A 15,080-nucleotide genomic window follows, 5' to 3' on the forward strand; every position below is an offset into this window, starting at 1 on the left:
CGGTTTTCGTTGTGCCTTCGGGTGTCGGCCTGTCGAGGCCCGTGCGTGCCAATGCTTGCCACAATCTTGGGTAGCAAACAATCCACCTGTGAGGCGTTGAAACGGCCGGGACGGATCAGACAAACAGCCTCGGTTCGCCCATTTTGAACCACGCCTTGGCGATCTTGCCATTATTGATTTCATAGATGGCAAGGACATCCACCTCGCCCGGCCCCTCGGGAAAGGTGCGCGTGACCGTTTCCTGGTCAATCACCATCGTTCCGACCGCCATGCGTTTCAGCAGCTTGCCCTGCAGATCGGGTTCCTGGAAGCGCACGATATGCCGCGCGCGGATTTCCGCCGCACCATTGGCCAGCAACTGATCGGGAAATGCGTAGTATTGGCAGTCATCGGCCCAGAACCGCATGAATGCATCGATATCGCGCGCATTGTAGGCTTCGAGCTGCCCCTGAACGGGGCGCGTCGCGTCGCTGGTGTCCACGTTTGCATTCATGTCGGGCATTTCCTTGCGCCTGGCTGTTTCTCCCGTGCGATACGGGCATGGGGTCGTAGCAAATCCGGCCCGGTGCAGGAAGACGCGAAAGGGAATTTTAAAGCGCTTGATGACAGCCGTTCGCGCTTGCGCGATGCCGGGAAAAGCCCCATGAGATCAATGCCAAGATGATCGTTGCAAAATCGTCCAGAAGGGGTGCGGCAGTATCGCGATCCATCCCGACAGGTTTGACCGGAGGGCCCGCATGCAATACCGCTTACTTTATCTCCTGCCCGCCAGCTTTTTCATTCTCGCCGCCCAAGGCGGCCAATCATGGGCCGATGGTGACACCTATACAGCCTACAGCAACACGGCCCAAAGCATCACCGGCGATATAGAAATGGACGATTTCAGCATTACCTTTGCCAATGGCGAGGCGCTGGCTTTTTCGTCGTTGCTCGGCGACCACTTCATTGTCGACGGAAAGAGTGTCAACGCATCGGTCTACAAGGTCGAAACCCCTGCGGATCCCGAACTCGAAAACGGCAACAGGCTGTGCGGCTCCGGCGATGTTTCCTATGTCGCCACCTGGGGCGCTGGCGAAGGACTGACGGAGGTTGCCGTGTTCACCGGCGACAAGGCGCCGGCCAGCAACAGCGATATGTGCGCATCCTATATTTATCAGGATTAGCAGACGTTCTTGCTTTCGCCGGAACAACGCGATTGATTGACCCGGTGAAAACATGCAGGGGACAGTCATGAGTTTGTTGGCCTGGACCGATGAGCGCTGGTACACGCTTCGCAGCGGCTATCGTGATCTCTACAACCCGTCCGATGCGCTTCAGGCACTCGAACAGGGGGATTTCACCCTCGCCTGGGACGAACTGTGGGAAAACCTGCACCATCACGGGGATGTGGACACGGCTGCCTATGCCGCCGTCCCGGAAATCGTGCGGATCGCCTGGCAGCTCAAGCTCAGGGATTGGAACGCCTTTGCCCTTGTCGCCACCATCGAAGCCGCCCGCCTGAACAATGACCGCAATCCCCCGATCCCGGAATGGCTGATGGACGCCTATGAACGGGCGTGGGTCGATATGGCCACCCTTGCATTGCACATCTATCCGAAAGCCGAAGACCCGGCCCTGGTGACAAGTCTCCTGTCAGTCCTGGCCTTTGCCAAGGGAAACAGGACCATTGGCATCTTTGCGATGGATCTGACCGAGGACGAACAGAGCACTCTGCCCGGGTGGCAAGCCAGCGATTCGCCCTAGGATTGCAACAGTGTCTTCCCGGCGCCGCCGAACCTAAAATTTTTGTCATGTGGGAACCGGGCGCAAAGCCAATGTATTGTTGTCGTGTCAACAGCTCAGAGGTTCAACATGAAAAGCCTGATACTTGCCACAGCGATTGCCGTTACATCCCTGATGGCGTTCAACGCGCCGTCCGAAGCGGCCCCGCTCTCCGTACCGCTGGTCCAGACCACCAGCCCTTCCGGCACGACGGGCAGCGTTGTCCAGAACGTCGATTACCGGCCGGGCTACCGGCGTCACTATCGCCGGTGGAATCGCCACTGTTTCGTCCGGACGGAACGGCACCGTGTGCATGGCCGAATCATCGTCAGAAAGGTCCGCGTCTGCCGCTGATTTCCATCTGAACCAAAACCCGGCAAGGCCGTCCTGCCGGGTTTTTTCTTGTCTGCATCGCCCATTCGGCACGCGCCGGCGGACCGAATTTGACCTGCGACCCGATTGCTGCCAAAAAACTGTTCCACAGTCACATCGACGTCACAATGGAGATGCCTGATGAGACACAAATGCCTTGTGATCGGCGTGCTTGTTCTTATGTTTGCCCTTCTGGGAGCCCTTGCGCTGTTCTCAAAGAAACAAGCCGGGCCCGGCCAGATACCGCCCCATTCCCTGCAGGATCCCCTTCGCGCTCCCTGAGATCATCGTGTTCATGGCAAGCATCCGTCTGAAATGGCTGGGATATTTCATACTGGCTGCAGCATTGCCGCTGGCGCTTCTGGCGGGCGGACTACCCGTCAACGAATACAAGGCGCAGGGCATCGACGGCGTGGATTGCGACGGTCCGCTTCAGGTGCTTTTCTATGCCGTGCCGGCCCTGCTGGTGTATGGCACCGGCCTTGCGCTGCATGCCAGAACGCTGCGAAAGCCGTTCAGTCTGGCCGTCGCGCTGATGTGCGCCGCCCTGTGCCTGTTCGCCGGACTGAATGCGGCAGCGGCACTGCGCGAGCAACGGCAGCAGGACCGCACGGCGGAAACCTGCAGCCCCGGACTGTGACAACAGGTCAAGCCACTTGCATTCCCGCCGCGGGCAGGATTGGATCGGCAACGAAAACTGCACCATCAATCGGGAATATGACAATTGGCCTTCCAGTGCGATCTGCCCGCAATACCGACCGTTCAGCAAGACGATGATGCCGTGCGCATAACCCGCTGGGATTTTCAGCCGGGCGCCGTCACGGGCTGGCATGAGCATGGATGGCCCTATTTCGTCGTCATGCTGGTGGATGGAACCCTGCGCATTCACAACGGAACCGATATCACAGACGTGCCGCTGGCCGCCGGCCAGTCCTATCAGCGGCCGTCCGGCATCAAGCACGATGTCATGAACGGTTCCCCGCATGCGATTGCCTTTGTCGAGATCGAGATCAAGAAGCCGGAAGCGCTCATCGCGTAGCCCTGAATTTTCCGGATTTTGGCCCCCTTCCGGGGAAGAAATAGGGCGATAGCCAGCCTGCCTGCCATGGGGTACCGGTATCCCCTGACCGCGCGCGCGATTAACAGGTTATCCACAGCGCCGGTTTTTCGCCGCTTGGCATTGCTGCCGTTTGCCGTAAAATCGGTGCTCGCAAGTCAATGAGCACCAGGAGCAGACCGTGATCGATCCATCTGATGTCAATCGCGACGCAGAAACAATCGTACTCACCCTCGACAACAATCTGGCTTCGACAGAGCACAAATATCCAAGTGTCGATCAGGCGTGCATGGCCATTCCCCAGCTTCGGGACGTGTCGAGAATTTACATCAACGGCGATACGCCCATCGAGGCGACCGAGTTCGTGCAGCTGTGCGCCGTACTCGACAAGGGATCGGCCATCCGATCCTGACCGGCCGCAGCCCGCTTGATGAGCTTCAATCGGGCGGATAGGTTGCTGCGCATGATCACAGACCGCACCGCACCCGCCATCGACGACATCGTCACCCCCCGCCTCACCCTTCGGCTCATGCCCGCCGATGCGGTCACCGCCTGCCTGGCTGGTGATCTCGCCCACGCCAGCCGCATGACCGGAACATCCATACCGCACGAATTGCTTGAGGACCCCGGTGCTCTTGAAGCTGGCAAGATGCGTCTGGACGAAGACCCGGATTATCTGCCGTGGTCCGTGCGTGCGATCATATTGACCGCGGAACGGCGCATGATCGGGCACATCCGGTTTCACACCCGGCCCGATCCCGATTATCTGCAGTCCCATGCGCGCAATGCCGTCGAATTCGGCTATCTCGTCTTCAGAAATGACAGGGGCCACGGCTACGCTTCCGAAGCGGCCAAAGCCGTCATGGAGTGGGCGCGCGATGTCCATGGCGTCCAGCATTTTGCCGCCTCCGTATCGCCGGACAACCCGCCCTCCCTTCGCATCGTACAGCGCCTGGGCTTTGCCAAGGTCGGCGAGGAAATGGATGAGATTGACGGGATCGAATATGTTTTCCTGCGCGCGGCGCGTTGATTTTCACGCAGTGGCCTTACGCCGACTTTCTGTAGACAACACAATAGATTACCGGAACAGCTGAATTGTGACTGTTCATCCGGCTTGGCCGTATAAAATCTACTGGAACAGAAGAAGAATTTAAGGAACCATTCACGGCTGAACTTGTTTGAGTAAACAAGTACGATGTTCGGGAGTACATCCGATGTCTATCAAGTCTCTTATCGTCGCAGCCGTGATCGGCTTTTCGGGCCTGGCGCTGTCCGGGTGCGTCGAAGGCACCTATTACCAGGGATATAGCGGCTATGGCGGTTATTATGGCGGCTATGGCGGCTACTATGATTCGGTCTATTTTGGCGGTCCGCGCTATGGACGCAGCTATTACGGGCGCAACTACTACGGGCGGAACTATTACCGCCGCGATTATGGCAGGCGCCACTGGGACTACCGCGGGAATCGTCCGGGTTGGAATGGGCGTTCCGGAATGGCACGGTCAGACGGCCACCGGGTCTTCATTCCCCGCTACCGGACCAGCAATGACGGCGGTCCCGGCCGGTCACATCAATAACCGGATCGAGGCTGCTGCCGGCCTCGTCGATCCTGCGGAAAGCAGGGATTTACCGGTCCGTCACGTCGACGGTGCCGACAGCTGGACCATCTTGACCAGCTGAATCGGGTTTTCCGGGCCCAATATCTCAGGGCCACATGTTTTGTTTTATTGCGAAGCAGCATAACACCCCCTAAAGTTGGCAGGAAATATCGGGCCTGACGCAAATTGCGTTTTTGCGTGCCGAAAACCAACAGTAACGCCGGTTTCCGGCCGAAATGATCTCATTCGGCGGAAAGCCGGTTTGATTCGACCGGGAGTGAGCATGGACGCGTCTATCCTAAAGGACACGGCGTTTGCCGCGGCAAACCGCGAGGGCTGGGTCAAACTGGCGCAAAAGGCCCTGAAGGGTGCGGATTTCCATGAGGCCCTCGTCTCGCGGACCGACGACAATATTCCCATCGAGCCGCTGTATGAACGCCGCAAGAATGCCAAACTGACCCCGCGCCGCAATCCGGCGCAGCCATGGCATATCGTCCAGCGCATCGACGATCCGGACCCGGTTCGCGCCAACAGGCAGCTTCTGGAAGATCTGGAAAACGGCGCGACCGGTATTTCGCTGGTTTTCGAAGGCGCGCCCAATGCGTTTGGCTACGGTTTGCCGTCAACGCGCGAGGCGGTCGATCAGGTGCTGCGCGGCGTGCATCTGGAGATGATCCACCTGCGCATGGACGTGCATCCGAAAAGCCGTGCCTGTGCCGACTGGTTCGTCGATTACATGCGCCCGCGCAACATCAACCCGAAGACACTGAGCTTCTCCCTGGGGATCGATCCAGCGGCAACGCTGGCCGGAACCGGCCGCCTGCGCATGACGCTGGCGGCGCTCAAGGCGTCCCTGCCGCAGTCGCTGGCCGGCTTCTTCTCCACCGACCTGCCGGGGATCGTGCTGGAAGCCGATGGCCGCGTCTACCACAATGCCGGTGCAACGGAGGCGCAGGAGCTGGGCGCCATGCTGTCCATCGCATCGGGCCATTTCCGCCTGTTCGAGGAAGCGCGCCAGCCGATTGTCTACGCCGCCCCGCATATCGGTTTTTCCATCGCCGTCGATCAGGATCAGTTCCTGTCCATCGCCAAGCTGCGGGCGTTGCGCCGCCTCTGGGCTCGTCTGCAGGAGGCCTGCGGCATTCCCCCGTCTGCCGCAACCATCCATGCGGAAACCTCCATGCGGATGATGACGAAAAAGGACTGCGAGACCAATACGCTGCGCACCACGATTGCGGCTTTTGCGGCGGCAGTGGGCGGTGCCGACAGCCTCGCCGTCCTGCCGCACACCATCACCCACGGCCTGCCCGACCCGTTTGCCCGGCGGCTTGCCCGCAACACCCAGCTGGTGCTTGCCGACGAGAGCAACCTTGCCTTCGTCGCCGATCCGGGAGCCGGTTCGGGTGCGATCGAGGCATTGACCGACGCCCTGTGCGAGGCTGCATGGAAGGAATTCCAGATGCTGGAAAAGGAAGGCGGCATCCTGCAAAGCCTGGTCGAAGACCGCTTCCAGCAGCGCGTCATCGCGGCGCGGGCGGCGCGCAACGAAGAATACCGGTCCGGCACGCGTGCAATCATCGGAACGACACTTTTCCCTGTGAAGGAGGAGCGGCCAGTGACCGTGCTTGATGCCCCCCATATGCCGCTGCCGACGGATGGTGTGGTTCACTGCGAGCCGCTGACCTTCCCGCGCATCGATGAAACATTGCAGGCTTCCGCAGAATGAGAGTTCCTGACTTTACCCAGATCGACTGGCAAGAGCCCAAAGCGTCTGCCCGCAAGCCCGAAGCAGCGGTGTGGAAAACCCCGGAAGGTATCCGCGTCAAGCGTGCCTATGGCGATGCGGCGCTGAAGGGCCTGTCCCACCTCGACACGTTTCCGGGATCGGCCCCGTTCATCCGCGGGCCCTACCCCACAATGTATGTCCAGCAGCCCTGGACGATCCGGCAGTATGCGGGATTTTCGACCGCCGAAGAATCCAACGCGTTTTACCGGCGCAATCTGGCGGCCGGCCAAAAGGGCCTTTCCGTCGCCTTCGATCTTGCCACGCACCGCGGCTATGACAGCGATCATCCGCGCGTGGCCGGTGACGTCGGCATGGCGGGCGTGGCCATCGATTCCATTCTCGACATGCAGCAATTGTTCGACGGTATTCCCCTCGGCGAAATGACCGTGTCGATGACCATGAACGGCGCGGTCCTGCCGATTCTGGCGCTTTATATCGTTGCCGCCGAAGAACAGGGCGTCGACCAGAAACTGCTCGCCGGAACCATTCAGAACGACATTCTGAAAGAGTTCATGGTGCGCAACACCTACATCTACCCGCCGCAGCCTTCGATGCGGATCATTTCGGACATTTTCTCCTATACCTCGCAGAATATGCCGAAATTCAACTCGATCTCGATTTCCGGCTATCACATGCAGGAAGCGGGAGCGACCGCCGATCTCGAGCTTGCCTACACCATTGCCGACGGCATCGAATATGTCCGGGCCGGTGTCGCCGCCGGGCTCGACATCGACACCTTCGCGCCGCGTCTGTCGTTCTTCTGGGCCATCGGCATGAATTTCTTCATGGAAGTCGCCAAGATGCGCGCCGCGCGCCTGCTCTGGGCGGTGCTGCTGAAGAAGAACTTCAACCCGAAAGACGAACGCTCGCTCTCCCTGCGCACCCATTCGCAGACCTCCGGCTGGTCGCTGACCGCGCAGGACCCCTACAACAACATCATGCGCACCATGATCGAGGCGATGGCGTCCACCCAGGGACACACTCAGTCGCTGCACACCAACTCCTTTGACGAGGCGCTGGCGCTGCCGACCGACCATTCGGCCCGCATCGCCCGCAACACCCAGCTGATCCTGCAAAAGGAATCCGGCACAACGCGCATCATCGATCCATGGGGCGGCTCGGCCTATGTGGAGCGCCTGACCCACGATCTGGCGACGCGGGCGCTCGCCCATATCGAGGAAATCGAGACGCTCGGCGGCATGGCGAAAGCCATCGAACAGGGCATTCCCAAACTGCGCATCGAGGCGGCAGCGGCACGAACCCAGGCACGCATCGACAGCGGCCAGCAGCCGGTGATCGGGGTCAATTCCTACCGGCCGGTCGATGACGTCAAAATCGATGTGCTCAAGATCGACAATGCCGAGGTGCGGGCCCGCCAGCTGTCGAAGCTGCAGCAGCTCAAGGGCACGCGCGATGTGACCGCCGTGGACAGCGCCTTGACCGCCTTGACCAGCGCCGCCAAATCCGGGACGGGAAACCTCCTCGATTTCGCCATCAAGGCCGCACGGGCCCGGGCAACGGTCGGCGAAATATCGCTGGCACTGGAAAAAGCCTATGGCCGCCATGTCGCCGATATCCGCACCATTTCCGGCGTCTACCGCAAGGAAGTCGGCAAGAGCGCGGTGATCGACCGGGTGCAGGCCAAGGCCGCCGCCTATGAAAAGCGCACGGGCGAAAAGCCGCGCATCCTCGTCGCCAAGATGGGCCAGGACGGCCACGACCGCGGCCAGAAGGTGATTGCAACGGCATTCGGCGATCTCGGCTTCGACGTGATCGTCGGCGCCATGTTCCAGACACCGGATGAAGTGGCGGAGCTTGCCATTGAGAGCAATGTCGACATTGTCGGCGTGTCCTCCCTGGCAGCCGGGCATCTCACCCTCGTTCCCGAACTGAAAGAGGCGCTGAAGCGGCGCGAGCACGACGATATCCTGATCATTGTCGGCGGCGTCATCCCGCCCCAGGATTTCGATGCCGTGCTCAAGGCCGGCGCGACCGCTATCTTCCCGCCGGGGACCGTGATCGGCGAAGCGGCGGAAAAGCTGATTGATACCTTGCTGGGTTCATTGTGAAATGATCGTTGTTTATACGCTTGAAGCAGATCATCTGGCCGCACGCCCGGCCAAGGCCGGCGATGCCCTGCCTGACAATACGGTCTGGATCGACCTGCTCAATCCCACCCATGACGAGGATGTGCAGACCGAGACCTGGACCAAGACCGCCATCCCTACCCGCGAAGACATGGTGGAGATCGAGGAGTCCAGCCGCTTCTACACGGAAAATGGCGGACAGTACCTGACGGCGCCGATCCTCTATTTCACGCAGGACAAGCATCACGCCATCAGCCCGATCTCGTTCATCCTGACGGGTTCGTTCCTGGTTACGGTGCGCTATGCCGAGCCGCGCGCCTTCAGCCTCTATGTCAGCCGGGCGTCGAAGCCCGGCAACGGGCTGATCAACGACAAATGCAGCGGCGTGACCATTCTGCTTGGGATCATCGAAGCCGTGACGGATCGCATTGCCGATATTCTCGAAGGCGTCGCCTCGGACATCGACCAGAATTCCCACACGATCTTCCGCCGTTCCGACAATGACAAGCCGATGACGACGAAGAATTTCCGCGACAGCCTCACGCGGATCGGCGGCCAGGGTGCGTTTCTGTCGAAGGTGCGGGAAAGCATTGCCGGGGTGAGCCGCCTGCTGGTCTACCTCGCCGCCATTACCGAGCAGAACAGCTACAAGAAAGAGACGAAGGCGTGGATCAAGTCGCTGGAGCGCGACACCCAGTCGTTGAGCACCTATGTCGACTTCCTCTCCAACAAGATCACCTTCCTGCTCGATACGGTGGTTGGCCTCATCTCCATCGAACAGAATGCCATCATCAAGATCTTCTCGGTGGCGGCCGTCGCTTTCATGCCGCCGACGCTGGTGGCCTCGATCTACGGCATGAATTTCGAGTTCATGCCGGAACTCAAGACGATGTGGGGCTATCCCATGGCCATCGGCATGATGATTGCCTCGGCCGTCATCCCGCTGCTGATCTTCCGCAAGAAGGGCTGGCTGTAAGACGAAGTGATGAGATCAGCGACCTCGTTTCACTTGACTGCAGGTGTTGTAATTTATTCGCAACACTGGGGCGCAGATCATGTATGTGGTCACTTTGATCGAGATCGGAGACGGAGTTGGTTTCATTATTCCAGATGAAATTCTTGATCGCTACAATCTTAAAATTGGCGACGAACTTGAGGTTTTAGAAACGGACAAGGGATTGACCCTAATACCGTCTGCTATTGCTTCTGGGGCAGATAGAAATGGTTTATGATGCACCCGCAAAGCTGAGCCTGCCTTTTCCAGCCCAATTGGGGCAACTAGCCAAAAAACCCTTGTAAGCGAATGGTTTAAGGCTTTCTCTGGCTATTCTGATTCAACCTGCGGCAGTCCGATCGCGATGATTTCCCATTCGCGGCCGTTGAGTTCGAAAATATCGCCGAGCGATTTGCCGAACATCAGTTGCGCCATGGGCGAGACGTGCGAAATCTTGCCGTGGCTGGCATCGGCCTCATCTTCGCCGACAATGGCCCAGCTGTGGCGGGTATCATGCTCGTCGGCAATGGTCACCGTCATGCCGAAGCGCACAATGGTGCTTGTTGGATCGGGATGTGAAACCTCCGCCGTCTCCCGCCGCGCCGTCCAGTAGCGCAGGTCGCGCGACGCCCGCGCAATCAGATCGCGGTCAGCCTCGGCGTTGCCTTTGGCGAGATCCTCACGCGAGGCAGCGATTTCACCATCGATCATGGCAAGACCGTTTTCGGTCACCAGATTCCGGTGCGGACTGACGGGGCGCTCGCCCAGATCAATCGATGAATTGCTGTCGTCTTCCTTGGTGAAAGCTCTGCTCATCCGGTGAAGGTATGCCTTGCCTGACCAAGCTGCAAGTGCCATCAATCGATTGGCCAAAAGACACACAATCCTCGGCCTGTCCAAACGCTGAACCTGAGGTAAAGCCCGTGATCGACAGACGTCTTGTTCTCGGTGGAATGGCCGGGCTTGGTGCCGGGGCACTCCTGCCCGCCCGGACTTTTGCGGCGGCATCCGCAGCGCTGAACCCGGGATCGCCTGACGATCAGGGCAAGGCGCTCAATGCCCTCCTGCAGAAGGCGAGCGCGACCGGCGACCAGATTTTCCTGCAACCCGGAACCTATATTGTTTCCGGCGTGGATTTGCCCGCACGGACCAATCTCGCCGGCATTCCCGGCGCAACCCGCCTCGTTTATGGCGGCGGCGGTTCCTTTCTGAGGGCCAGCAGCGGCGCGCAGATCCGCCTCAGCGGGCTTGTCATCGACGGCGCGAACCAGCCGCTTGCCGGCGGTGCCAAGGCGCTGGTCGATGCTGCCGATGTCACCCGGATCGTCATCGAAGATTGCGATTTCGCGGCATCGGGCAAAAACGCCATCGCGCTTTCTCAATGCGGCGGCAGTATCCGCAACAACCGTATCAGCGGCGCCCGCGATGCGGGTATTTTTGCATCGCAATCCACCGGGCTCGACATCACTGCCAACCATGTCGGCGATTGCGGCAATGGCGGCATCCTGGTCTTTCGCGATGCGCAGGGGCCGGACGGGACCATCGTCAGCGGCAACCGCGTCGAGAATATCCGCGCCGATGGCGGCGGCACCGGCCAGAACGGCAATGGCATCAATGTGTTCCGTGCTGGCAACGTGCTTGTTTCCAACAATGTGCTGGTGGGGTGCGCCTTCTCCGCCGTCCGCGCCAATGCCGGGAACAATGTGCAGATCATCGGCAACAATTGCACCGGCAGCGGCGAGATGGCGCTTTATTCCGAATTCGCCTTCGAAGGCGCGGTGATCGCCAACAACATCGTCGATGGCGCGGCCAGCGGTATTTCCATGGTCAATTTCGATGGCGGCGGTCGCATGGGCACCTGCAGCGGCAATGTGGTGCGCAACCTCACCGCCATCGGGCCCTATCCCGCCGATGCGCCGGGATTCGGCATCGGCATCAGCGTCGAAGCGGATATTGCCGTGACGGGCAACGTCATCGAGACTGCGGCCCTCTACGGCATCAAGCTGGGCTGGGGTCCCTATATGCGCAACCTCACCGCCACGGGCAACGTGATCCGGCAGGCGGGCACCGGCATTTATGTCAGCGTCGTCGACGGTGTCGGCTCCGCTGTCATCACCGACAATATCATCGAGAAGGCGGCCCGGGGCGGCATTCTCGGCCATCGCTGGATGGATGCGGTGACCAAGGATCTCGCCCGGCAGAATGCCAGCGGTTATGACAAGCTGATCGTCGCGCGCAATATTCTCAGTTGATGTCGGCTTCGGTCAGGATATCGGCCGGGCTGACAACACCGTAGGTGATGCCGTTCCAGTTGCGCATTTCGCGGTCGGCAAACCGGTCGAGCTTCGATTCCAGCTCCGCATCGCCACGGAAAATCCGCGCGAGAACCGCGCCGATCATCGCTTCGGAGGCGCGGGTCGCGCCATCATCGCATTTAAGCGCGATGCCGAGACCGAACTCCGGCAAAGCCGCCACAAAAACGCCTTCCGCACCGGTCTTGACGAAGATGCGCCCCGGCGCCATTTCCATCAGCCGCGTGCAGGCGCGGTTGGTGCCTGCAACATAATATGGGGCCGCCATGGTGGCATCGAGCAGACGCTTTGCTGCCTTGGCCCGTACCGGCGGCAGGCCGGTGCCGGTCGCCATGCGGGCAAAGCCATGGGCAAGGCTTTTCAATGGGATGGCATAGGTCGGGATCGAGCAACCGTCCGTGCCGCAATGATCCAGCGAATGAACCGCGCCGGTCACGCTCTCCATGGCTTCGCATACCATGGTCTGCGTCGGCGATCCCAGGGTCGAATAGCCTGCGGTCTCGATGCCGAGATGCACGCAGGTGCACAGGAAGCCCGAATGCTTGCCGGAGCAGTTGTTGTGCAGCGCCGTCGGCTCCTGCATGCTTCGCGCCTGGGCGATCAGCACGGACTGATCGGATGACCAATGCGCACCGCATTCCAGCGCCGAGACGTCGAGACCCGCACGGCCGAGCATATCGGCGGCCTTGCTCACATGCAACGGTTCGCCCGAATGCGACGCGCAGGCCATGGCCAGTTCCTCATTGCCGAAGCCATAGGCATCGGCAGCGCCGCTTTCCACCAGCGGCAGCGCCTGGATTGCCTTGATCGCCGAACGGGGAAAGGTCGGCCGTTCGATATCGCCGGCCGAATAGACAATCCTGCCGTCGCCGTCTGTGACAACAACCGCGCCGCGATGGCGGCTCTCCACTGTTTCGCCGCGAAAAACTTCAACCAGAACCGGATTGCTCATAACGCCCTACTTTGCTCGGGAAATCGACCGGCGTCCGCCGGAATTGATGGTCTTATAGGATGCCCCGTTTGCCTTTCCAATGGCGAAAACCGCACAATTGCGCTCAGCCGCCCTTCTGCCACTCCATGACAAGGAAATAGGGCACGCGGCGATAGCGATCGGCCTTGTCGGGATCGCCGCCATAGGGTGCCGGTTCGGCAAAATGGCGCAGGGTGAGACCATGGCCAAGGAGAAGCGACATGTAGGTGCTCAGCGGCCGATGCCAGTTCTGGATGCGGATGCCGCGCCACTCCACCCAGTCTACACGCTCCTCAAGATAATGATCCACGTAGAAACGCGGATCGCCGTTGATATCGGGCTGCCAGCCCCCCGGTTGTCCCGCCGTATTGAAACTGTTGAGATTGGCAATCAGCAGGGTCCCACCCGGCGCCAGCACCCTGACCATCTCAGTGATGGCCTTGCGCAGATAGGGAATATCGATGAGCGAGAGGTAGCTTACGACCAGATCGAAGGAAGCATCCGGAAATTCCAGCGCCTCCGCATACCCGAAACGATAGTCTCCTTCGGGGTCCCGGGCCTGCGCCTGCGCCAGCAATTCCTCGGTCGGGTCAATACCGACCGGCTTGATTCCAAGGCCCTTGAGGATGCGGCAGAAGCGGCCTTCGCCGCAGCCGACATCGAGCGCGTTTTTAAAGCCGCGGCCACTGACGCGTTCCAGCATCGGCTTGTCGAGAACATAAACGCGGCCGTAGTCACCATCTTCCGCCTGTTCGGCAATCCAGGCGGATGCCGATTCCTTCCATCCGTTCGACATGTCTTTTTCCTCTGCCGGAAAAGATGATTCAATTCATGGATTTGCCGGATGCTTTTGACACGGCGAATCCGGGACTTGAAGCCCCGGATTCGAAAAGAACGCTATTGGACGGTTTATTTGATGCGTTCGAGGATCGACACATAGTTGGCGACGGCAGCGCCGCCCATGTTGAAAATGCCGGCAAGCTTGGCATCCGGCACCTGAATGCCGCCGGCTTCGCCCGTCAGTTGCATGGACGAGAGCACATGCATGGAGACGCCGCTGGCGCCGATCGGATGACCCTTGGCCTTGAGACCGCCGGATGGATTGACCGGCAGGCGCCCGCCCATGGCCGTCTGGCCTTCCAGGGCAACCTTGGCACCCTCGCCCGGCTTGGCCAGACCCATCGCCTCATATTCGATGAGTTCGGCGATGGTGAAGCAATCATGGGTTTCGACAAAAGACAGATCGTCGATGGTGACACCGGCCTGATCGAGGGCGCGCTTCCAACCTTCGGCGCAGCCTTCGAACAGCAGGATGTCGCGCTTGGAGATCGGCAGGAAATCCTGCACATGGGCAGCGCCACGGAAGGCCACGGCGCGCTTCATCTTCAGCGCGGTCTGCGTGTCGGTGAGAACCAGTGCCGCTGCGCCGTCCGACACCAGCGAGCAGTCGGTCCGCTTCAACGGACCGGCAACGAAGGGGTTCTTCTCGCTTTCATGCCGGCAGAATTCATAGCCCAGATCCTTGCGCATCTGCGCATAGGGATTGCCCACACCGTTCTTGTGGTTCTTCGCGGCGATTGTCGCCAGCGCATCGGACTGGTCGCCATATTTCTGGAAATAGGCCGCCGCGATCTGGCCGAACACCCCGGCAAAACCGGCGGGGATATCGCCCTCTTCCGGCAGGTAGGAGGCTTTGAGAAGGTTCTTGCCGATTTCGGGTCCCGGCGTCGATGTCATCTTCTCGACACCCACCACCAGTACAACACGGGCAGCGCCGGCGCGAATGGTCTTGATGCCCTGGTGCACGGCCGCCGAACCGGTGGCGCAGGCATTTTCCACCCGGGTGGCGGGCTTGAAGCGGAAGGCATCGCTGGCCTGCAGGACGAGGCTGGCGGTAAAATCCTGCGGCGAGAACCCGGCATTGAAGTGGCCGAGGACAATCTCGTCGACATCCTGCGGGCCGATGCCTGCATGATCGAGCGCAGCGACGGCCGCCTTGACGATCAGGCTTTCCACGCTCTCGCCTTCCAGTTTTCCGAAAGGCAGATGCGACCATCCAACGATACAGGCTGTCATGTCATTCCTCCAAAATGTCATTCTTGTTGAGGTAACCATGAACCCGCATCGTTTCAAGGTAAAGGGC

The 15,080-nt window shown here is 60.1% G+C and carries 18 protein-coding genes; 13 read left to right on the forward strand and 5 right to left on the reverse strand.

Annotation, left to right across the window (positions count from 1 at the left end; translation table 11 throughout):
• Positions 1-115: 115 nt before the first annotated feature.
• The gene (locus J1W56_RS01625; protein WP_223611433.1) at positions 116-493 is read right to left on the reverse strand and encodes a nuclear transport factor 2 family protein; all 378 of its coding nucleotides are present in this window, start codon (positions 491-493) and stop codon (positions 116-118) included.
• 244 nt (positions 494-737) lie between these two features.
• Between J1W56_RS01625 and J1W56_RS01630 the strand changes: the two genes are divergently transcribed.
• The 12 genes from J1W56_RS01630 (at position 738) to J1W56_RS01685 (ending at position 9,893) form a co-directional block, all read left to right on the forward strand.
• On the forward strand, positions 738-1,163 hold the full coding sequence (locus tag J1W56_RS01630; protein WP_223611434.1) for a hypothetical protein: 426 nt from the start codon (positions 738-740) through the stop codon (positions 1,161-1,163).
• Between the two features lie 67 nt (positions 1,164-1,230).
• Entirely contained in the window at positions 1,231-1,743 is a 513-nt protein-coding gene (locus J1W56_RS01635) for a hypothetical protein (protein WP_223611435.1), read from the forward strand.
• Positions 1,744-1,851: 108 nt separating this feature from the next.
• Positions 1,852-2,115: a hypothetical protein gene (locus tag J1W56_RS01640; protein ID WP_223611436.1), complete on the forward strand. Its 264-nt coding sequence runs from the start codon at positions 1,852-1,854 to the stop codon at positions 2,113-2,115.
• A gap of 313 nt (positions 2,116-2,428) precedes the next feature.
• Entirely contained in the window at positions 2,429-2,773 is a 345-nt protein-coding gene (locus tag J1W56_RS01645) for a hypothetical protein (protein WP_223611437.1), read from the forward strand.
• An 84-nt stretch (positions 2,774-2,857) separates the two neighbouring features.
• Positions 2,858-3,172, forward strand: a complete 315-nt coding sequence (locus J1W56_RS01650; RefSeq protein WP_223611438.1) for a cupin domain-containing protein — start codon at positions 2,858-2,860, stop codon at positions 3,170-3,172.
• Positions 3,173-3,371: 199 nt separating this feature from the next.
• Positions 3,372-3,602 carry a hypothetical protein gene (locus tag J1W56_RS01655; protein ID WP_204276690.1) on the forward strand — a complete coding sequence of 77 codons (231 nt, stop codon included), beginning with the start codon at positions 3,372-3,374 and terminating at the stop codon, positions 3,600-3,602.
• A gap of 51 nt (positions 3,603-3,653) precedes the next feature.
• Positions 3,654-4,220: a GNAT family N-acetyltransferase gene (locus tag J1W56_RS01660; RefSeq protein ID WP_223611439.1), complete on the forward strand. Its 567-nt coding sequence runs from the start codon at positions 3,654-3,656 to the stop codon at positions 4,218-4,220.
• 184 nt (positions 4,221-4,404) lie between these two features.
• Positions 4,405-4,767 (forward strand): hypothetical protein, encoded by a 363-nt coding sequence (locus J1W56_RS01665; protein WP_223611440.1) that lies wholly within the window; start codon positions 4,405-4,407, stop codon positions 4,765-4,767.
• Between the two features lie 304 nt (positions 4,768-5,071).
• Positions 5,072-6,514, forward strand: coding sequence for a methylmalonyl-CoA mutase subunit beta (locus J1W56_RS01670; protein WP_223611441.1), 1,443 nt, complete (start codon positions 5,072-5,074; stop codon positions 6,512-6,514).
• The gene (gene scpA / locus J1W56_RS01675; protein ID WP_223611442.1) at positions 6,511-8,643 is read left to right on the forward strand and encodes a methylmalonyl-CoA mutase; all 2,133 of its coding nucleotides are present in this window, start codon (positions 6,511-6,513) and stop codon (positions 8,641-8,643) included. Before J1W56_RS01670 ends, scpA begins: the two co-directional genes overlap by 4 nt.
• 1 nt (position 8,644) lies before the next feature.
• Entirely contained in the window at positions 8,645-9,637 is a 993-nt protein-coding gene (corA, locus tag J1W56_RS01680; RefSeq protein ID WP_223611443.1) for a magnesium/cobalt transporter CorA, read from the forward strand.
• A 79-nt stretch (positions 9,638-9,716) separates the two neighbouring features.
• Positions 9,717-9,893 carry an AbrB/MazE/SpoVT family DNA-binding domain-containing protein gene (locus tag J1W56_RS01685; protein ID WP_223611444.1) on the forward strand — a complete coding sequence of 59 codons (177 nt, stop codon included), beginning with the start codon at positions 9,717-9,719 and terminating at the stop codon, positions 9,891-9,893.
• A 92-nt stretch (positions 9,894-9,985) separates the two neighbouring features.
• Here the strand turns inward: J1W56_RS01685 and J1W56_RS01690 are convergent, their stop codons facing one another.
• On the reverse strand, positions 9,986-10,471 hold the full coding sequence (locus tag J1W56_RS01690) for a GreA/GreB family elongation factor (protein WP_223611445.1): 486 nt from the start codon (positions 10,469-10,471) through the stop codon (positions 9,986-9,988).
• A 107-nt stretch (positions 10,472-10,578) separates the two neighbouring features.
• On the opposite strand from J1W56_RS01690, the gene J1W56_RS01695 reads away from it, so the two are divergent.
• Entirely contained in the window at positions 10,579-11,907 is a 1,329-nt protein-coding gene (locus tag J1W56_RS01695) for a TIGR03808 family TAT-translocated repetitive protein (RefSeq protein WP_223611446.1), read from the forward strand.
• Here J1W56_RS01695 and J1W56_RS01700 read toward each other — a convergent pair.
• The 3 genes from J1W56_RS01700 to J1W56_RS01710 all read right to left on the reverse strand — a co-directional run bounded on the left by J1W56_RS01700 (position 11,900) and on the right by J1W56_RS01710 (position 15,013).
• On the reverse strand, positions 11,900-12,919 hold the full coding sequence (locus J1W56_RS01700; protein ID WP_223611447.1) for an asparaginase: 1,020 nt from the start codon (positions 12,917-12,919) through the stop codon (positions 11,900-11,902). The two genes, J1W56_RS01695 and J1W56_RS01700, sit on opposite strands and share 8 nt — an antisense overlap.
• A gap of 103 nt (positions 12,920-13,022) precedes the next feature.
• Positions 13,023-13,733, reverse strand: coding sequence for a class I SAM-dependent methyltransferase (locus tag J1W56_RS01705; RefSeq protein ID WP_223611448.1), 711 nt, complete (start codon positions 13,731-13,733; stop codon positions 13,023-13,025).
• Positions 13,734-13,846: 113 nt separating this feature from the next.
• Positions 13,847-15,013, reverse strand: a complete 1,167-nt coding sequence (locus tag J1W56_RS01710; RefSeq protein ID WP_223611449.1) for an acetyl-CoA acetyltransferase — start codon at positions 15,011-15,013, stop codon at positions 13,847-13,849.
• Positions 15,014-15,080: the final 67 nt, after the last annotated feature.

Origin of the sequence: Phyllobacterium calauticae (assembly GCF_019991125.1) — a bacterium.
In the GTDB taxonomy this organism is placed as follows: domain Bacteria; phylum Pseudomonadota; class Alphaproteobacteria; order Rhizobiales; family Rhizobiaceae; genus Phyllobacterium; species Phyllobacterium calauticae.